Source organism: Denitromonas iodatirespirans (genome assembly GCF_018524365.1).
GTDB classification, from domain to species: Bacteria; Pseudomonadota; Gammaproteobacteria; order Burkholderiales; family Rhodocyclaceae; genus Nitrogeniibacter; species Nitrogeniibacter iodatirespirans.
Genome location: NZ_JAEKFT010000007.1, coordinates 109,618 through 128,158, shown reverse-complemented (window position 1 = coordinate 128,158; position 18,541 = coordinate 109,618). Strand labels below are relative to the sequence as shown.

The window sequence follows — 18,541 nt, the reverse complement described above, 5'->3', positions numbered from 1 at the left end:
CGGTGGCGCGACGTAGACCATACGTACAGGTACGTTTCTTCAAGAAATTCGATAGAATGAATATTCGAATAATCTTATTTACGGAGTCGACCCGTGGGCAGCAAATCCTTCAAGCAGATCACCAGCGACGTGTCTCGTGGCCTCGAGGCCATGCACAAGGAAGTTCCGGACACCATGAAAGGCTTCTCGGCGATGGCTCGGGCGGCGTTGGCCGAAGGGAGCATCAGCGCCTTGCACAAGGAGCTGATCGCCCTGGCCATCGGCATCTCGTCGCGCTGCGATGCGTGCATCGGCTACCACGTGAAGGCCTTGATCCGTCTCGGCGTGACCCGCGAGCAACTGATGGAAACCCTCGCCATCTGCACCTACATGGGCGGCGGCCCGACCCTGATGTACGCCGCCGAAGCCGTGCGCGCCTACGACGAGATGCTGCCGAAGAGCGAATAAGATCGTTTGGAGGTGCTTTTTTTCAAGAACCTTTCTATAATGCCGTCCTTCGAGCGGAGAGGTGGCAGAGTGGTCGAATGTACCTGACTCGAAATCAGGCGTACGTGCAAGCGTACCGAGGGTTCGAATCCCTCCCTCTCCGCCAGAATTCTTTTGAGCCCTTGATCTTCAAGGGCTCTTTTGTTTTGTGGGTCGCGCCCCGCAAAACACGCCCGCCGCCGATCTGCCCGATCGCGGTCGGCGGGCATCAGCCCTCGGCGCCGTCCGGGGCCGCGTGTTGGACGAACAGCACATCCGCGCGCTGCGTGGCGCAGTTCCGATGGAAACGCTTGAGCTGCAGGAACAGGCGTGCCAGCCCGCCCTTGTCGGCGATCCAGTGCGAGTCCCGGGCGAGCGGATGGGTGCCGAGGCTGCCGATGGCAGCGGCCAACGTGCCGGGGGTGACCGCGTCGATGCGATCGGCCAGCGCCGGCAGTCGATAGGCGGGGAGGTAGTCGGCGGTGACGGTGCCGGGGATGGCGAGGGGCTGCCGGCCCATGGCGCCATGCAGTTCGAGGCGCTCGCACAAGGCGGTGAGACCGTCGGCGGCGTCGGCGATGTCGAGGCGGTCGCTGGCGGCGATGGCATGCGTGCCGCGCACGAAGGCGGCCAGATCGTCGCGGGTACGGATGCGGCTGCCAAACACGCTAGGCGGCAAGGCATGGAAGACGCCACGGATGTTCACGGCCAGTCTCCTCCTTTGAAAACCGCATTCTATGGGCTGACCCGGCCCGCTTGGCGTGGCGGATTGCACCCGCTGGCGAAAAAGCCGTGTCGGCGGTGGTGCAGGTCAGCGCCCGGTGTGGCCTTGGGCGGTTCGCCGCTTGCCCGGATGCGGCGCCGGTTTTGGCGGCAGGCCGAGGGCCTGGCGCGAGAGGCGATCGGCCACTTGATTACGATGCCGGGGCACCCAGCGCCATTCGAGTTGCTCGAAGCGTGCGGCCCAGGCCTGCACCTGGGCGATCAGTGCGGCGAGGCGCGGCACGGCGGTGTGGTCGAGGCCGGCGCCATGGCGCACGGCGAAGTCGCTGTCGCCGGTGAGAACGAGGCGACGGGCACCGGCGGCGTGGGCGTGTTCAAGGGCGGTGCGCAGGGCATGCAACTCGGCTTCGTTGCTGCAGCCGGTGCCTTCGCCGCGGGTGGACACTTCGGTCAGCGCGCCTTCGGGCGACTGCAGCACCACGCCGAGGCCGAGTCGGCCGGGGTTGGGCGAGGCGGCACCGTCGAACCAGGCGTGCCAGCAGGTCGGCGAGTCGGGCGGTGGGTCAGCGGGCAAGGCGATGGCTCGATGGACGGGGCGAGCGCCCATCTTGCCACCGCCGGCCCGGCGGCGTCACGCTCGGCAGGGCGTCAGCCAGTCGGCGTGCTGCGTGTCTTCGCCGCGCACGGTGGCAAAGAAGCGGCGCTGCAACTCCCGCGTGATCGGGCCGGGCGTGCCGGCGCCGACACGGCGGCGGTCAACCTCCACCACCGGAGTGACTTCGGCGGCGGTGCCGGTGAAGAAAACTTCGTCGGCCACGTACAGCTCGTCGCGCGTGATGCGGCGTGCCTCGATCGTATAGCCCGCGTCGGCGGCCAGCGCGTGGATGGTGCGGCGGGTGATGCCGTCGAGCGCGGAGGTGATCTCCGGCTCGTAGAGCGTGCCGCGCTTGACCACGAACACGTTCTCGCCCGGCCCTTCGGCGACAAAACCGTCGGTGTCGAGCAGCAGCGCCTCGTCATAGCCCTCCTGCCGGGCCTCGCGGCAGGCGAGGATGGAGTTGGTGTAGGTCGACACCGACTTGGCGCGGCACATCTGCACGTTCACATGATGGCGCGCGAAGCTCGCCACCTTGACGCGGATGCCCTTGTCCATGCCGTCGTCGCCCAGGTAGGCGCCCCAGGCCCAGGCGGCGATCATCACGTGCACCTCGGTGCCGACCGGATCGACGCCGGCCTTTTCGGCGCCGAGGAACACCAGCGGGCGGATGTAGCCGCTCTCCAGCCCGTTCTTGCCGATGGCGTCGATGCAGGCCTGGCGCAGGGTGGGTGGGTCGTAGGGCATGTCGAGTCCGAGGATCTTGGCCGAGTCGAACAGGCGCTCGATGTGTTCGTCCAGCCGGAAGATGGCCGGGCCCTGGCCGGTGGCGTAGGCGCGGATGCCCTCGAAGCAGCCCAGGCCGTAGTGCAGGGTGTGGGTCATGGCGTGCACCCGGGCGTCGCGCCAGGGCGTCCATTGCCCGTCCATCCAGATCCAGCCGTCGCGGTTTTCCATACTCATGATGTGCGTCCTCAAATACGTTGAATGAACCGGCAAGCCTGCCGGCAGGACGTCCGTTGTGCGGTGCGCGGGGCCGGGAGGGGTGCCGATGGCCGGGTGGGCGGGGCGTCTCCGGGCGGAGAAGGGATGCGCTCAGGATGCGGCCCGGTGGGGCCGGGCATCAAACGAAAACGGCTGGGTGATAGGTGAGCCAAATTCATGCGACGCCGCCGGGGCCGGTTCCGCCCGGCGGTCGAATCGGCTATCGTCGGGGGCGCACATGCACATGTCGCGGTGATGCCTTTGCCGCAAAGGATCTGCCTCATGGACTATCTGCTCGCCCTCGACCAGGGCACGACCAGCTCCCGCGCGATGCTGTTCGATGCCCGCGCCCAGGTGTGCGCGCAGGCCCAGCGCGAATTCACCCAGCATTTTCCGCAGCCCGGCTGGGTCGCGCATGACGCGATGGAGATCTGGCGCACTCAGCTGGCCTGCGCGCAGCAGGTGCTGCAAGAGGCCGGCGTGGCGGCCGCGCAGGTGCGCGCCATCGGCCTCACCAACCAACGCGAGACCACCGTGCTGTGGGACCGTAGCACCGGCCAGCCGCTGGCACCGGCCATCGTCTGGCAGGACCGCCGTACCGCCGCGCGCTGCGATGCCCTGCGTGCGGCCGGCCATGCGCCCCTGATCCGCGCGCGCACCGGGTTGGAGCTCGATGCCTACTTCTCGGCCACCAAGCTGGCCTGGCTGCTCGACACCGTGCCCGGCGCGCGCGCGCGGGCCGAGGCCGGCGAGTTGGCCTTCGGCACCATCGACAGCTGGCTGATCTGGCAGCTCACCGGCGGCGCGCGGCATGTGACCGACGCCAGCAACGCGGCGCGCACCATGCTCTACGACATCCATCGCGGCTGCTGGGCCGAGGATCTGCTGGCGCTGCTCGACATCCCGCCGGGGGTGCTGCCGCAGGTGGTCGACTCCTCCGGCGTGCTCGGCCACACCACCGCCGAGTTGTTCGGTGGCGCGATCCCCATCGCCGGGGTGGCCGGAGACCAGCAGGCGGCCACCTTCGGCCAGCTGTGCCTGCGCCCCGGCATGGCCAAGAACACCTACGGCACCGGCTGCTTCCTCACGCTCAACACCGGAACCCAGGCGGTGGCCTCCGACAACCGCCTGCTCACCACCATCGCCTGGCAGCGCGGCGGGCATACCGACTACCTGCTCGAAGGCAGCGTCTTCATGGCCGGCGCGGTGGTGCAGTGGCTGCGCGACGGGCTCGGGCTGATCCGCGCCGCCGACGAGATCGAAGCGCTCGCCGCCAGCGTGCCGGACGCCGGCGAGGTGGTGATGGTGCCGGCCTTCGCCGGCCTCGGCGCGCCGCACTGGGACGCCTACGCCCGAGGCACCTTGCTCGGCATGACGCGTGGCACCACCGCCGCCCATATCGCCCGCGCCGCGCTCGATGCGGTGGCCCTGCAGAACGCCGACCTGCTCGCGGCCATGGCCGCCGACGGGGTCGAGGTCAAGGAGCTGCGGGTCGACGGCGGCATGACCCGCAACAACCTGCTGATGCAGTTGCAGGCCGACCTGCTCGGCGTGCCGGTGCTGCGCCCGCGCCAGACCGAGACCACGGCGCTGGGCGCCGCCTTGCTGGCCGGCCGGGCGGTCGGCGTGTGGGAAGACGATGCCGCCCTGGCGGCGCACTGGCAGGTGGACCGGGTGTTCGAGCCGACCGCCTCGGCCGACTGGCGCGAGGCGATGCGCGCGCGCTGGCACAAGGCGGTCGAGCGGGCGCGAGGCTGGGCCGATGGCGCCTGACGACGCCGATCTGGGCGCCGCCGCGCTGGCACGTCCGCAGCTGCTCGCGCGCGCCGTGTCGGAAACCGACTGGGAGGTGATCGTCATCGGCGGCGGCGCCACCGGCCTCGGCGCGGCGGTGGATGCGGCCAGTCGCGGCTATCGCACGCTGCTGCTGGAGGCCCACGATTTCGCCAAGGGCACCAGCTCGCGCTCCACCAAGCTCATCCATGGCGGGGTGCGCTATCTCGGTCAGGGGCGGGTCGGGCTGGTGCGCGAGGCGCTGGTCGAGCGCGCCCGCCTGCTGCGCAACGCACCGCACCTGGTCAAGCCGCTACGTTTCGTGGTGCCGGTGTATAGCCGCTGGGACCGCCTCAAGCTGCGCCTCGGCCTGACCGCCTATGCCTGGCTGGCCGGGCGCTACGGCCTGGGCCGGGTGCGCGGGCTGACGGTGGCCGATGCGGTGGCGGCGCTGCCCAATGCGCGACGCGATGGGCTGATCGGTGCGGTGGAGTATGTCGACGGCCAATTCGACGACGCCGGCCTGGCCATCGCGCTGGCACGCACGGTGTTCGACCATGGCGGGCTGGCGCTCAACCATGCGCCGGTCACCGGCCTCGACATGCAGGGCGGGCGCGTCGCCGGGGTGCGGGCGCGCGATGCGATCACCGGCGAAGCGCTGGCCTTTACCGCCCGCACGGTGATCAACGCCACCGGCGTGTGGGTCGACGACATCCGCCGCATGGCGGTGCCGCAGGCGCCCCCCATGCTCGCCCCCAGCCAGGGTGTGCATGTGGTGGTGGATGCCGCCTGGCTGCCCGGCAAGCGGGCCCTGCTGGTGCCCGAGACCGACGACGGCCGGGTGCTGTTCATGATTCCGTGGCAGGGCAAGGTGCTGCTCGGCACCACCGACACCCCGCGCGAAGACTGCCCCTTCGAGCCGCAGGCGCTCGACGGCGAGATCGATTTCATCCTGCGCACCGCGGCGCGCTACCTTGAACGCGCACCGACCCGTGCCGACATCCGCAGCGTCTTCGCCGGGCTGCGCCCGCTCATCGCGAGCGACCCCGACGCCGCACGCAGCGCGCTGTCCCGCGAGCATGTGATCCGCGTCTCGCCGCAGGGGCTGGTCACCATCGCCGGCGGCAAATGGACCACCTACCGGCAGATGGCCGAGGAGGTGGTCGACCGCGCCGCACGCGAGGGTGCTCTGACGGCACGCGCCTGCCGGACGGCGCATCTGCCGCTACATGCCGAGCCCGCGCCCTTGGCGGGTGAGCCCCTGCATCCGCGCCTGACCCTGACCGAGGCGCAGGTGCGCCATGCCGTGCGCGAACAGTTCGCACTCGGCGTCGAAGACGTGCTGGCGCGACGCAGCCGTGCGCTGTTTCTGGACGCCGCCGCGGCGCGTGAAGCGGCGCCCGAGGTGGCGCGCATCCTGGCCGATGAGCTGGTGTGCGACACGGATTGGGTGGCGGCGCAGGTCGCTGCCTTCGAGGCGCTGGCGGTGGGTTACCTGCCGGGTGCCGTCATGTCGTCGCCCCCCTGATCGGGCGTCGTCTGCCGGTCGGCTTGCGTTCTACCGGGAAGCTGAAATCTGCCGTGCACCGCCTGCGGACCCGCCAAGGCCCGCAGGCGTCTGCACGCTGCCTCAGGCCTTGAACTCGAGCAGCAGATCCTTGGCGTTGACCTGCGTGCCCGGCTTCACATGCACGGCGCCGATGGTGCCGTCGCGTTCGGCCTTGATGGCCAGTTCCATCTTCATGGCTTCGAGCGTCATCAGCGTGTCGCCGCGTTTGACGAGCTTGCCCTCGCGCGCGCCGATGCTGCCGATCACGCCGGGCATGGGGGCGCCGACCTGGTCGGCGTTGCCGTCCTGCGCCTTGGGGCGCTCGCTGGTGTTGGCGACACCGGCGATGGGGACCTTGATCAGGCGCGGCTGGCCGTTGAGTTCGAAGAACAGCTTCATGTGGCCGTCGTCGGATTCGGCGCGGCCGAGCAGGCGGATGACCAGGGTCTTGCCGCGGTCGATGTCGACCACGATCTCTTCGCCGTCGGCCAGGCCGTAGAAGAAGGCCGGCGTGGGCAGCACCGAGACGTCGCCGTACTTGGCCTCATGGGCGGCGAAGTCGCGGAAGACCTTGGGATACATCAGCGAGGCGGCCAGTTCGGCGTCGGTCGCGTCGCGCTCGAGCAGCTTGGCCAGTTCGGCGCTCGCGGCCGCCAGGTCGACCGCCGGCAGATGGTCGCCGGCACGCCCGACCATCGGCTTCTCGCCGGCCAGCACCTTGGCCTGCAGGGCGGCGGGGAAGCCGTCGGCCGGGTAGCCGAGTTCGCCGCGCATCAGCTGCACCACCGATTCGGGGAAGGCGATGTCGCGCTCGGGGTCCGTCACGTCGGCAGTGGTGAGCCCGTTGGTGACCATGAACAGCGCCATGTCGCCGACCACCTTGGAGGTGGGGGTGACCTTGACGATGTCGCCGAACAGCAGGTTGACCTCGGCGTAGGCCTGGGCGACCTCCGGCCAGTGGTGGTCGATGCCCACGGCGCGGGCCTGTTCGCGCAGGTTGGTGTACTGGCCGCCGGGCATTTCGTGCAGGTAGACATCGGAGGTGCCCGAGCGGATGTCGGCCTCGAAGGGCGCGTACTGGCGGCGCACGCCTTCCCAGTAGCGCGAGAGCTTTTGCAGGTTGGCCAGATTCACACCCGGGTCGCGCTCATGGCCTTGCAGGGCGGCGACGATGGAGCCGAGGTTGGGCTGGGCGGTGAGGCCGGACAGCGCATCGAGCGCGCCGTCGACCGCATCCACGCCGGCCTCCACGGCCGCCAGCACGCTGGCCGCGGCGATGCCGCTGGTGTCGTGGGTGTGGAAGTGGATCGGCAGGCCGACTTCGTCGCGCAGCGCCTTGACCAGCGCGCTGGCGGCGCGCGGGCGGCACACGCCGGCCATGTCCTTGATGGCGAGGATCTGGGCGCCGGCCTTTTCGAGCGCCTTGGCCATCTTCACGTAGTACTGCAGGTTGTACTTGGGGCGCGCGGTGTCGAAGAGGTCGCCGGTGTAGCAGATGGCCGCCTCGCACAGCGCGCCGGTCTCGCGCACCGCGTCGATGGCCACGCGCATGTTGTCCACCCAGTTGAGCGAATCGAACACGCGGAACAGGTCGATGCCGCCTTCGCCGTCACGGCCGGCCGCGGCGCGTTGCACGAACTGGCGCACCACGTTGTCGGGGTAGTTGGTGTAGCCCACCGCGTTGGAGGCGCGCAGCAGCATCTGCAGCAGCAGGTTGGGCATGGCCTGGCGCAGTTCGGCCAAGCGCGCCCACGGGTCTTCCTTGAGGAAGCGCAGCGCCACGTCGAAGGTGGCGCCGCCCCAGCACTCCATCGAGAACAGGTCGGGGGCGAGGCGGGCGTAGTGCGGGGCCACGGCGACCATGTCGCGGGTGCGCATGCGGGTGGCGAAGAGCGACTGGTGGGCGTCGCGCATGCTGGTGTCGGTGAGCAGCACCTGCGGCGTTTCACGCATCCACTTGGCGAAGGCGTCGGCGCCCATGGTCTTGAGGCGGTCGCGCGAGCCGGCGGGCGGCTCGGCGGTGAGGTCGCACTTGGGCAGGATCGGCGCGGCCAGCGGGCCGGCCGGCGCGGTGCGGCCTTTCATTTCGGGGTTGCCGTTGACGGTCACTTCGCCGATAAAGTTGAGCAGGCGGGTGGCGCGGTCGCGGCGCGGGGTGAATTCGAACAGCTCGGGCGTCTGGTCGATGAAACGGGTGATGCACTCGCCCGAGACGAACTGCGGATGGCCGATCACGTTTTCGAGGAAGGCCAGGTTGGTGGTCACGCCGCGGATGCGGAACTCGCGCAGCGCGCGGTCCATGCGGCTGGCCGCCTCGCGCGCGGTGTTGCCCCAGGCGGTGACCTTGACCAGCAGCGAGTCGTAGTAGGGCGTGATGACCGCACCGGCGTAGGCCGTGCCGCCGTCGAGGCGCACGCCCATGCCCGAGGCGCTGCGGTAGGCGGTGAGCTTGCCGTAGTCGGGGGCGAAGCCGTTCTCCGGGTCTTCGGTGGTGACGCGGCACTGCAGAGCGTGGCCGTTGAGGCGGATCTTGTCCTGCGCGGGGATGCCGCTGGCCTCATCGCCGATGCGTGCGCCCTCGGTGACGCGGATCTGCGCCTTGACGATGTCGATGCCGGTGACTTCTTCGGTGACGGTGTGCTCGACCTGGATGCGCGGATTCACCTCGATGAAGTAATAGGCGCCGGTGTCGGCGTCCATCAGGAACTCGACCGTGCCGGCGTGGCTGTAGCCGACTTCGTGCGCCAGGCGCAGCGCGTCGGCGCACAGGGCGCTGCGCGTGGCGTCGTCGAGGTAGGGCGCCGGGGCGCGCTCGACCACTTTCTGGTTGCGTCGCTGCACCGAACAGTCGCGCTCGAACAGATGCACCAGGTTGCCATGGGTGTCGCCCAGCACCTGGACTTCCACATGGCGGGCGCGACGCACCAGCTTTTCGAGATACACCTCATCGTTGCCGAAGGCGCTGGCGGCCTCGCGGCGCGCCACTTCGAGCGCGCCGGCCAGGTCGGCCTCGGTCTCGACCACGCGCATGCCGCGGCCACCACCGCCCCAGCTGGCCTTGAGCATCAGCGGGTAGCCGACCGCCGCGGCCTGTGCCTTGCAGGCGTCGAGGTCGGCGGGCAGGGCGCCGGTGGCCGGCACCACCGGCACGCCGGCGCGCTCGGCCAGCGCGCGCGCTGCCACCTTGTTGCCCAGCTCGCGCATCGCCGCCGGGCTCGGGCCGATGAAGCGGATGCCGGCGGCCGCGCAGGCTTCGGCGAAGTCCGGGTTCTCGGAGAGCAGGCCGTAGCCGGGGTGGATGGCGTCCACGCCGGCTTCCTTGGCCACGCGGATGATGTCGGCGATGTCAAGGTAGGCGGCGATGGGGCCTTTGCCTTCGCCCACCAGATAGGCCTCGTCGGCCTTGAAGCGGTGCAGTGCGAGGCGGTCTTCCTTGGAGTAGATGGCCACGGTGCGGATGTTCATCTCGCTGGCAGCGCGGAACACGCGGATGGCGATCTCGGATCGGTTGGCGACGAGGATGCTCTGGATCGGGTGCATGAAGGGGCTCTGTCGAAAACGGGGAGGGGGTGGGGCCGGCGGGTTGGCCACGCCGTACCAATGCAGGGTTGCGCTGCAACATTCTGGTCATGATCGCCGCTTCGATGCGGGATGCCAAGTCGGGGTAGACCCCTGTTTCGGCATGCTTTCCAGCCTACATTGGGCGTAGGGCAGTTGCAGCGGGTATCCTTGGGCCTTTCCGAAAATGTGTCAATACCAATGAAGCTGCAGGACTATTTCAGCGACGACCAGTGGCTGCCGCGCGTGGCGCTGACCCTGGTGTTGCTCATCGTCTTCGTCGCCGCGCGCCGCATGGCGACGCGTCTGGTGCGGGGCAAGGCCGATGTGCTCGACGCGATGGGGCGCCGCCAGGTGTTCTATGTGCGCAGCGCCTTCAACCTGGCGCTGGCCTTCGCGCTGTTGATGATCTGGCTGGGCCATGTGCAGAACCTGGTGCTGTCGCTGACCGCGGTGATCGTGGCGGTGGTGCTGGCGACCAAGGAGTTGCTGATGTGCGTCAGCGGCTTTGCCCTGCGCACCGGCGCCAGCCTGTTCTCGATCGGCGACTGGATCGAAGTGAACGGTCTGCGCGGCGAGGTGAGTGACTACAACCTGCTGTCGACCACGCTGCTGGTGCTGGCCCCGCCCGAGCGCGGCCATGGCTACACCGGCGAGGTGGTGGTGATCCCCAACAGCTTGTTCCTCAGCCACCCGGTGCGCAGCGGGCGACTCAAGCACCACTATGTCCAGCACGCCTTTTCGGTGACGGTCGAGGCAGGTATCGACGTCAAGGCGGCGCTGGCCTGGTGGGCGCGGGCCGCCAGTGCCGCCTGCGCGGATTTCGCCGAGGAGGCCGGGCGGGTGAGTGTGGCGGTGGACCGGGCCCTGTCGGCCGACGTGCAAGGCCCCGCCCCGGTCATCCATGTGGGCAGTACCGATGCCGGCCTGCTGAGCTTCTCGGTCCAGCTGTTCTGCCCAGCGGCGCGCAGCCTGGCGCTCCAGGGCGCGCTCAACGCCGATTTCCTGGCCGTGGTGGCGCAGGGCGAGTTCGCCCTCGCCGGGGCCGACCAATCTACGGCGACACGCGCTGGTGACTGATCACTCGCACTGGGCCACGCAGGGGCCGTCGGCGGGGCAGGCGCCCTCGGCCGGCAGCGTGCAGGTGGCGCGGGTGCGATGCACGAAATAGGTGCCGTTGGAATAGTCGCAGCGCAGCAGGGTGAGCCCTTTCTTCTGGCTCACGCTGATCTTCACCGGCCGCGCCTTGGCCATCTCCGCCGCCGCCATGTCGCAGGACAGATAGTTGGCGAACTCGCCGTCGGCCGACTCCCACAGCGCGATGTCCTTGAGTTTGCGATAGTTCTCGAAGGTCTCGCAGGTGGTGTCGGTGGGGTTGTAGAGGCGGGCGTTGTCGCCGCAGTAGCCGTCGAAGGTGTACTTGAGCTCTTCCATCGACGGGCAGGCATTGACTTGTTTGACGGTGGCCGCGTCCGGGCAGGCCACTGGCGCGGCGGCAGCGGTCAGGGGGACGGCCAGGGCGAGGGCAGCGAACAGCAAACGCATGAAAACGCTCCGATGCAGTGGAAAACAGCGCGCAGTGTGCCGCCCCCGGCGCGGCGCCGCTCTGATCCAGCGCAGGAAAATGGCGCGTCAGCCCGCCTGCGGTGCGCGCACCTGCTGCTGCAGCCAGCGCACGAAATCGCGGATCCACGCCTGGCCGGCCGCCGCCGGCGGCAGTACCGCATAAAAGCCTTGGCCCGGCACCGCGATGTCGAAGGGCGCCACCAGCGTGCCGGCCGCCAGGTAGCTGCGCGCCAGCAGGCCGACGCTGAGCGCCACGCCGGTGCCGGCGGCGGCCGCCTCCAGCATCATCATCGCGTCGTCGAACTCCGCACCGCTGTCCGGCTCCGGCCAGTCGAGCCCGGCGGCGGCGAACCAGGGCTGCCAGCGCAGCAGCGGATGGCGCAGCAGACGGGTGTGGGCCAGGTCGGCCGGCGTCGTCAGCCTGGCGGCCAGCGCCGGCGTGCACAGCGGCGCCACCGTCTCGTCGCTCAGCTTGAAGGCGCTCAGGCCCGGCCAGGGCGGGCGGCCGTAGCGCAGGCCGAGGTCGGCGCTGCCGTCGAGCATCGGGTCGAGCCGGGTGGAGGCCGACAGCGTGAACTCCAGCGCCGGATGCGTCTGCTGGTAGCCGGCCAGTCGCCCGACCAGCCACTTGGCGCCGAAGGCCGGCGCCACGCTGATGCGCAAGGTGTGGCCGGCCTGGCGGCGCAGCTGGCGCGAGGCGGCGTCGACACGCTGGAGCGCCGGCTGGATCTCGGCCAGATAGGCCGCGCCAGCGCGTGTCAGTTCGATGCGCCGGTTGATGCGCAGGAACAGCGCCTGCCCCAGCCAGTCCTCCAGGGCCTTGATGCGATGGCTCACCGCCGACGGTGTGATGCACAACTCTTCGCCCGCGCGCAGGAAGCTGCCGTGGCGGGCGGCGGCCTCGAAGGCGATCAGGGTATGGGGGGGCGGGAGCGTGAGCATGGCGGCCGGGCGCTCAGGCGCTCCGGCGCTGCTCCGAGGCCAGGCGCAATGCCATGCCGGCCAGCACGCTGCCCATCACATAGCGCTGCGCCGCCAGCCACTGCGGATGGCGCACGAACCAGCGCGCCAGACCGGCAGCCGACAGCGCGATGGCCAGGTTCACGGTGAAGCTCACCGAAATCTGCGTCACCCCGAGTACCACGCTCTGGACGAACACCGAGCCGCGCTCCGGCGACACGAACTGCGGAAAGATCGACAGGTAGAACACCGCGATCTTGGGATTGAGCAGATTGGTGAGAAAGCCCATCAGGAACAGCTTGTGTGGTCGATCCGCCGGCAGCTGGCGCGCCTCGAAGGGCGAGCGCGCGCCCGGCTTCACCGCCTGCCAGGCCAGGTACAGCAGATACAGCGCACCGGCCCACTTGAGCAGCTCGTAGGCGACTGGCACCGACAGGAACAAGGTGGTGAGGCCGATGGCGGCCGCGAGCATGTGCACCAGGAAGCCGGCGATGACACCGAGCAGCGAAATCACGCCGGCCTTGCGGCCCTGGCAGATCGAGCGGGAGATCAGGTAGATCATGTTCGGGCCGGGCGTCAGCACCACCAGCAAGGCGGCGCCGGCAAACAGGAGGAGGTCGGTCAGCGGGATCATGCGGGGCTCCGGGATCGGCCGGGCGGGATGGCCTGGCGAACATGGGGCCCGGCCGCTCATGACGGCCGGGATGCCTTCGGAATCTAACGCGAGACCGGCCGCTGCGACAAGCGTTGCCCTGGCGCACTGGCGGCGCCGATGCCGACTTCGCCTCGGGCGAGGGCGGTATAGTGCAAGGCGGTTCGTGCTACCGGCGAACCGGCCCGCTGCCCGAGGAGTGTGCTTGCCCGATGCCCTTGTCGCCCGAATTCGAATCCCTGATCGCGCAGTCGCGCTGGTCGGCCGGCCTGAGCGCCGACGCGTTGGCGCGGGTGCGCCAGGAGGCCTTCGAGCGGCAGTTCCCGGCCGGCGCCGTGGTGTGCCATCGCGGCACCCCGGTCGATCACTGGCTGGGCGTGATCGAGGGTCTGGTCAAGGTGGATACCGTCTCGCGCGACGGGCGGCCGACGACCTTCGCGGGCGTGCCCGCGGGGGCATGGTTCGGCGAAGGGGCGGTGTTGCGCAGCGATCCGCGGCCGTATTCGGTGGTTGCGGTGCGCGCCAGCCGGGTTGCCTTCGTGCCGCGCAGCACCTTCGAATGGCTGGTCGATCACAGCCGCTCGTTCAGCCGCTTCGTGATCGACCAGTTGAACATCCGCTGCGGGTACTACGTCGCGCTGGTGGAGAACCTGCGCCTCAACGATGCCGCGGTGCGTGTCGCCTTCTGCCTGTCGGAAATGTTCAACCCCCAGCTCTACCCGGCGACCGGCACGACGCTCGAGATGTCGCAGGAAGAGATCGGGCGTCTGTCGGGCTTGTCGCGTCAGAACACCAACCGCGCGCTGCGCGAGCTGGCGGCTGCACACCTGCTGAGCGTCAGCTACGGTTCGGTGCAGATTCTCGACCTGGAGGGCCTGCGCCACTTCGTGCGCGGACATGGCGCCTGAGCGCCCGGCGCGCGGAGGCGCCGGGCGTGGCGGACGGAAGTCGCCTCAGGAGGCGAGGCGGGCGAGTTCGGTGATCGCTTCTCGGCTGCCGCTGATCTCGCGCAACTTGAACTTCTGGATCTTCCCCGTGCCGGTCTTCGGCAGCGTGCCGATGATGACGCGGGTCGGGCACTTGTAGTGCGCGAGCCGTTCGCGGCAGAAACCGATCACCTCGGCCTCGGCGGGTGCCGCGACCCCCGGCTTCAGCTCGATGAAGGCGCAGGGCGTCTCCCCCCACTTGGCATCCGGCTGGGCGACGACGGCCGCCGCCAGGATGGCGGGATGGCGATACAGCACCTCCTCGACCTCGACCGATGAGATGTTCTCGCCGCCCGAGATGATCACGTCCTTCGAGCGGTCGGTGATCTGCAGGTAGCCGTCGGCATGCATCACCGCGACATCGCCGGTGTGGAACCAGCCGCCGCAGAAGGCGCCGGCGGTGGCGGACGGATTCTTCAGGTAGCCCTTCATGACGATGTTGCCGCGCATCAGGACCTCGCCCTGGGTCTTGCCGTCGCGGGGGACCGGTTCGAGCGTGAGCGGGTCGGCCACGCACAGGCCCTCCAGGCCGGCGGCACGGTTGCCCTGGCGCGCCATCAGGCGGGCGCGCTCGTTGCCGGGCAGGGCCTTCCAGGCCGGGTCGACCACGCAGCTGACCGGGGTGCCGGAGGCCTCGGTGATGCCATACACGTGCTCGACGTCGAAGCCCATGTCGAGGATGGTTTTCAGCACGGTGGCCGGCGGCGGGGAGCCGGCGGTGCGCACGCGCACGGTGTGCGGCAGCGGGCGGCGCGCTTCGGCCGGTGCGCTGGCGAGCGTGGCCAGGACGATGGGGGCGGCGCAGAAGTGATCGACCCCGTGCTCGACGATGGCGTTGAAGATGTTGGGGGCGGTGACCTTGCGCAGGCAGACGTGGGTGCCGCCGGCGGCCGTGACGGCCCAGGTGAAGCACCAGCCGTTGGCATGGAACATCGGCAGCGTCCACAGATACACCGGGGCGCGGGGCATGCCCCAGTCCGTCATCTGCAGCAGGCTCATCAGGTAGGTGCCGCGGTGGCTGGGTACCACGCCCTTGGGTTGGGAGGTGGTGCCCGAGGTGTAGTTGAGTGCGATGGCATCCCATTCGTCGTCGGGCCACACGCCCTCGAAGGTCGGGTCGCCCTCGGCGAGCAGGGCTTCGTAGTCGAGCGAACCGATGGTTTCGCCCGGTGGCGCTTCGAGGTCGGCGATGTCGATCACCAGCGGCCTGAGCGCCGACCCGGCCAGCGCCGCGGCGGCCAGGCCGGCGAACTCGCGGTCCACCAGCAGAACGCGGCATTCGCCGTGTTCGAGAATGAAGCGCACGCCGTCGGCATCGAGCCGGCAGTTGATGGCGTTGAGCACCGCGCCGCTGAGCGGGACGCCGAAGTGCGCCTCCAGCATGGCCGGCGTGTTCGGCGCCAGGACGCTGACCGTGTCGCCGCGCCTGACGCCCCGCTTCGCCAGCGCGCTGGCCAGCCGGCGACAGCGATCGCGGGTGCTGCCCCAGTCCTGGCGGAAGGCACCGTGGATAATGGCCGTGCGCTCAGGAAACACGTCGGCGCAGCGGTCGAGAAAGTGCAGGGGGGTGAGGGCCACATGGTTGGCGTCGTTGCGCGCCAGGCCGTGTTGGTAGATGTTCGTGTGCATGGCACTGTCTCCTCGTTTTGGTTGTGGCGGCCAAGCGTGCCGGGCCGATGGCTGCCGGCGCACTCGCGATGCGCACTATAGGAGGCGTGCGGGGACGGGCACTGTCCTGTGCAAGACAATCGCCGAGCGCGGGGCCGATCGGCGGCTGAGGGGGTGGGCGGGCCCGGTCCGGCAATTGTCTCGAAAGCGACACTCGAATCGGCGGGCGATCGCTAACATGGCGCTCATCGGCGACCGGCGGTGCCGAACGCCCGCCGTGTCCGGACCTAGAAGGGGAGGAACCTCATGGAAAGAACCGCGCAAAGCCCCGTGCCGGCACCGGCGCTGCAGGCGGCGGTGGATTGGGCGATCGTCTCGCGCCGCAGCGTGCGGGCCTTTCTGCCGACGCCGGTACCGCGCGATGTGGTCGAAGGCATTCTCGGGGTGGCGCGCTTCGCGGCCAGCGGTACCAATATCCAGCCCTGGAAGGTGCATGTGTTGATGGGCGAGCCGAGGAACCGGGTCAGCGACGCGATTCGCCGGATTCGTGCCGATCCGGCGCTCGATGCCGGTTTTTCGGACGAGTGGGCCTACTATCCGCGCGAATGGCGTTCGCCCTACCTGGACCGCCGTCGTCGGGTGGGCTGGGATCTGTACGGCCTGGTCGGCATCGAAAAGTCCGACAAGGCGGCGATGCACGCCCAGCACGGCCGGAACTACGATTTCTTCGATGCGCCCGTCGGCCTGTTCTTCACCGTGGACCGCATCATGGCGCAGGGCAGCCTGCTCGACTACGGCATGTTCCTGCAGTCGATCATGGTCGCTGCCTGCGCGCGTGGCCTGGGCACCTGTCCGCAGGCGGCGTTCATGAAATACCACCGGGTCATCGCCGAGGAACTGGCGCTGGGGCCCGACGAGATGTTCGTGTGCGGCATGAGCCTGGGCTACCCCGATCCGGCGCGCATCGAGAACACCCTCGTTACCGAGCGGGCCGCGGTGTCCGAGTTCACGGTCTTCCACGACACCTGACGGGCCGCCGCCCCGGCGGCCGGGGCGGCCCTCCGGTCAGCACATCACCTTTCCGTTCGGCCCGATCGCGGCGGTGGCCGGCGTGTGCCGTTGCAGGCGTTGGCGCAGCTGCTGCAGCAACACGGTCAGCGGCAGGTGCGACGGCGGGGCGACCAGCGACACCGTGCTGTCGATGTCGGCCTGGATCACCACCTTGCCTGGGTCGGGCAATGCGAGCGTGCCGCCGGCAGTGAGCCACACGTCCTGGGCATGGCCTTCCGCGGTGATCCACAAACGGCCGCGCAGGCAGCGCACCGATCCGCCCTGAAAATCGGTGATCGAACGCAGCGAACCGGCGGCCAGATCCTGGGGGGTTTGTGTTAGCGTGGCTTTCATTGATCTTCTCCGGAAAGCATGATGTCATGTCCTGCATGGCCTAATCATGGGCGTTGCGGCACAATTCCGGAAACGATCGTTTCTCTCCCTTGTGTGAATAGAATTTGCTCATGGAAGCCCCCGGAAAGCTCCCCCCGCTGCCCGCCCTGCGCACCTTCGAGGCAGCCGCGCGGCATCTGAACTTCTCGCGTGCGGCCGAGGAGCTGCATGTCACGCACAGCGCGGTGAGCCACCAGATCCGTGCGCTGGAGGCCTGGCTCGAGTTTCCGCTGTTCTCGCGCCAGGGCCGGGCGGTGGTGCTGACCGATGCCGGCCAGGAGTTGCTGGCGGTGGCCAACGAGGCCTTGCGCCAACTCTCCGACACTGTCGGCATGCTGCGCCGGCGGATCAACGTGAACCGCCTGTCGATCAGCGTCATGCCCTCCTTCGCCGGGCGCTGGCTGGCGCCGCGCATCGCCGCCTTCATCGAGGCCAACCCGGGCTGCGAGGTGAATGTGGTGTCCACCACCGAGCGCTCCGATTTCGTGCGCGACGGCGTGGATGTGGCGATCCGCTGGGGCTTCGGCGGCTATACCGGGGTGCGCTATGAGTTGCTGATGGAGGATGTGCTGTTCCCCGTGGTGGGGGCGCGCTTCGCCGGCCGCCTGCCGCGCACGCCGGCCGGGCTGGCCGGCCTGCCCCTGCTGCGCTCGTTCGGCGAGGACTGGCTGCCGTGGTTCCGCGCCGCCGGGCTCGACTGGCCGGAACCCACCGCCGGGCTGATGCACAACGACTCCGGCCTGGTGGTGCAGGCAGCCATCGACGGTCAGGGCGTGGCGCTGGCGCGTGGCTCGCTGGCGGCGCTGGCGCTGCGCCACGGCCAGCTCACGCGCCTGTTCGACATCGAAGTGCCGGTGATGTACCGCGAAGGGCAGGAGGTGTCGGCCGAGCTCGGTGTCGACGAGCACGGCCAGCCGCGGCGCTGGGCCTTCTGGCTGGTGTTGCCGCTGCGCGGCGGCGACACGCCGCTGCGCCAGGCCTTCATCGACTGGTTGCGCGCCGAGATGGCGGCCGATGCCGCGGCCGGCTTCGGCCCGCCGCCTGCGTGAATGAAACTGTGGCTGCTGTGAAAAAGACGCGTTTGTCCTGCCGCCGCCCACGCGCGAAGATGCACGCATCCCGATCTGCAAGGAGTGTCCGATGCCCCCGCCCGTGCAACTGGCCCAGCTGAACGTCGCCCGCCTGCTGGCACCCATCGATTCGCCGCAACTGGCCGACTTCGTGGCCCGGCTCGACGAGATCAACGCCCTGGCCGAACGCAGCCCCGGCTTCGTCTGGCGCTTCGAGGGCGATGCCCGCGAGGGCGGCACCGGCCTGCCGGACGATGCCGACATGATCTACAACCTGTCGGTGTGGGAGAGCAGCGAGGCGCTGTTCGACTATGTCTACCGCTCGGCCCACAAGACGGTGATGACACGTCGGCGCGAATGGTTCGCCAAGGCGGCCGACATGCACATGGTGCTGTGGTGGGTGCCGGCCGGGCACCGGCCCGATATCGGCGAAGCGATGGCACGCCTGGCCGAGCTGCAGGCCAACGGCCCGTCGCCTGCGGCCTTCAGCTTCCGCGAGGCCTTCGATGCCGAGGGGCGGCCGGTTGGCCGCGGGGTGCTGACAACCGCCGGCTGACGCGTCGGCGCTGGCCCGGTCGGCGGCGGCGCGATTGTCTCTTTGCGATTTCT

Annotated in this window: 17 protein-coding genes and 1 tRNA gene; 9 read left to right on the top strand and 9 right to left on the bottom strand. The window is 69.5% G+C overall.

Annotation, left to right across the window (positions count from 1 at the left end):
• Positions 1 to 93 precede the first annotated feature (93 nt).
• Together I8J34_RS08595 and I8J34_RS08590 are read left to right on the top strand one after the other, a co-directional pair.
• Entirely contained in the window at positions 94 to 447 is a 354-nt protein-coding gene (locus I8J34_RS08595) for a carboxymuconolactone decarboxylase family protein (RefSeq protein WP_230411761.1), read from the top strand.
• Positions 448 to 502: 55 nt separating this feature from the next.
• Positions 503 to 592 (top strand) — tRNA-Ser (locus tag I8J34_RS08590).
• Positions 593 to 694: 102 nt separating this feature from the next.
• Here the strand turns inward: I8J34_RS08590 and I8J34_RS08585 are convergent.
• The 3 genes from I8J34_RS08585 to I8J34_RS08575 all read right to left on the bottom strand — a co-directional run bounded on the left by I8J34_RS08585 (position 695) and on the right by I8J34_RS08575 (position 2,746).
• Positions 695 to 1,171, bottom strand: a complete 477-nt coding sequence (locus I8J34_RS08585) for a hypothetical protein (RefSeq protein ID WP_214360985.1) — start codon at positions 1,169 to 1,171, stop codon at positions 695 to 697.
• 105 nt (positions 1,172 to 1,276) lie between these two features.
• Positions 1,277 to 1,762 (bottom strand): ribonuclease HI family protein, encoded by a 486-nt coding sequence (locus I8J34_RS08580; protein ID WP_214360984.1) that lies wholly within the window; start codon positions 1,760 to 1,762, stop codon positions 1,277 to 1,279.
• Between the two features lie 57 nt (positions 1,763 to 1,819).
• Positions 1,820 to 2,746, bottom strand: coding sequence for a branched-chain amino acid transaminase (locus I8J34_RS08575; protein WP_214360983.1), 927 nt, complete (start codon positions 2,744 to 2,746; stop codon positions 1,820 to 1,822).
• 303 nt (positions 2,747 to 3,049) lie between these two features.
• On the opposite strand from I8J34_RS08575, the gene glpK reads away from it, so the two are divergent.
• Together glpK and I8J34_RS08565 are read left to right on the top strand one after the other, a co-directional pair.
• Positions 3,050 to 4,540 (top strand): glycerol kinase GlpK, encoded by a 1,491-nt coding sequence (glpK, locus tag I8J34_RS08570; protein WP_214360982.1) that lies wholly within the window; start codon positions 3,050 to 3,052, stop codon positions 4,538 to 4,540.
• A complete protein-coding gene (locus tag I8J34_RS08565) occupies positions 4,530 to 6,068 on the top strand; it encodes a glycerol-3-phosphate dehydrogenase/oxidase (RefSeq protein ID WP_214360981.1) in 1,539 nt (512 codons plus the stop codon). Before glpK ends, I8J34_RS08565 begins: the two co-directional genes overlap by 11 nt.
• Positions 6,069 to 6,170: 102 nt before the next feature.
• On the opposite strand, the gene I8J34_RS08560 is transcribed toward I8J34_RS08565, so the two are convergent.
• Entirely contained in the window at positions 6,171 to 9,629 is a 3,459-nt protein-coding gene (locus tag I8J34_RS08560; protein WP_214360980.1) for a pyruvate carboxylase, read from the bottom strand.
• A gap of 219 nt (positions 9,630 to 9,848) precedes the next feature.
• On the opposite strand from I8J34_RS08560, the gene I8J34_RS08555 reads away from it, so the two are divergent.
• Complete coding sequence (locus I8J34_RS08555) at positions 9,849 to 10,727, top strand: mechanosensitive ion channel domain-containing protein (protein WP_214360979.1); 879 nt, start codon at positions 9,849 to 9,851, stop codon at positions 10,725 to 10,727.
• On the opposite strand, the gene I8J34_RS08550 is transcribed toward I8J34_RS08555, so the two are convergent.
• From I8J34_RS08550 to I8J34_RS08540, 3 genes are all read right to left on the bottom strand, one after another.
• Positions 10,728 to 11,192, bottom strand: a complete 465-nt coding sequence (locus I8J34_RS08550) for a hypothetical protein (protein ID WP_214360978.1) — start codon at positions 11,190 to 11,192, stop codon at positions 10,728 to 10,730.
• Positions 11,193 to 11,279: 87 nt separating this feature from the next.
• Positions 11,280 to 12,155, bottom strand: coding sequence for a LysR substrate-binding domain-containing protein (locus I8J34_RS08545; protein WP_214360977.1), 876 nt, complete (start codon positions 12,153 to 12,155; stop codon positions 11,280 to 11,282).
• Positions 12,156 to 12,168: 13 nt separating this feature from the next.
• A complete protein-coding gene (locus I8J34_RS08540) occupies positions 12,169 to 12,807 on the bottom strand; it encodes a LysE family translocator (protein ID WP_214360976.1) in 639 nt (212 codons plus the stop codon).
• Positions 12,808 to 12,920: 113 nt separating this feature from the next.
• On the opposite strand from I8J34_RS08540, the gene I8J34_RS08535 reads away from it, so the two are divergent.
• On the top strand, positions 12,921 to 13,733 hold the full coding sequence (locus I8J34_RS08535) for a Crp/Fnr family transcriptional regulator (RefSeq protein WP_214360975.1): 813 nt from the start codon (positions 12,921 to 12,923) through the stop codon (positions 13,731 to 13,733).
• A gap of 45 nt (positions 13,734 to 13,778) precedes the next feature.
• On the opposite strand, the gene I8J34_RS08530 is transcribed toward I8J34_RS08535, so the two are convergent.
• Positions 13,779 to 15,440 carry an AMP-binding protein gene (locus tag I8J34_RS08530; protein ID WP_214360974.1) on the bottom strand — a complete coding sequence of 554 codons (1,662 nt, stop codon included), beginning with the start codon at positions 15,438 to 15,440 and terminating at the stop codon, positions 13,779 to 13,781.
• Positions 15,441 to 15,725: 285 nt separating this feature from the next.
• Between I8J34_RS08530 and I8J34_RS08525 the strand changes: the two genes are divergently transcribed.
• Positions 15,726 to 16,448, top strand: coding sequence for a nitroreductase (locus I8J34_RS08525; RefSeq protein WP_214360973.1), 723 nt, complete (start codon positions 15,726 to 15,728; stop codon positions 16,446 to 16,448).
• Between the two features lie 36 nt (positions 16,449 to 16,484).
• Here the strand turns inward: I8J34_RS08525 and I8J34_RS08520 are convergent, their stop codons facing one another.
• Positions 16,485 to 16,823, bottom strand: coding sequence for a DUF2917 domain-containing protein (locus tag I8J34_RS08520; protein WP_214360972.1), 339 nt, complete (start codon positions 16,821 to 16,823; stop codon positions 16,485 to 16,487).
• Positions 16,824 to 16,933: 110 nt separating this feature from the next.
• On the opposite strand from I8J34_RS08520, the gene gcvA reads away from it, so the two are divergent.
• Together gcvA and I8J34_RS08510 are read left to right on the top strand one after the other, a co-directional pair.
• A complete protein-coding gene (gcvA, locus tag I8J34_RS08515) occupies positions 16,934 to 17,911 on the top strand; it encodes a transcriptional regulator GcvA (RefSeq protein ID WP_214360971.1) in 978 nt (325 codons plus the stop codon).
• A gap of 91 nt (positions 17,912 to 18,002) precedes the next feature.
• Positions 18,003 to 18,488, top strand: coding sequence for a DUF3291 domain-containing protein (locus tag I8J34_RS08510; RefSeq protein ID WP_230411760.1), 486 nt, complete (start codon positions 18,003 to 18,005; stop codon positions 18,486 to 18,488).
• Positions 18,489 to 18,541: the final 53 nt, after the last annotated feature.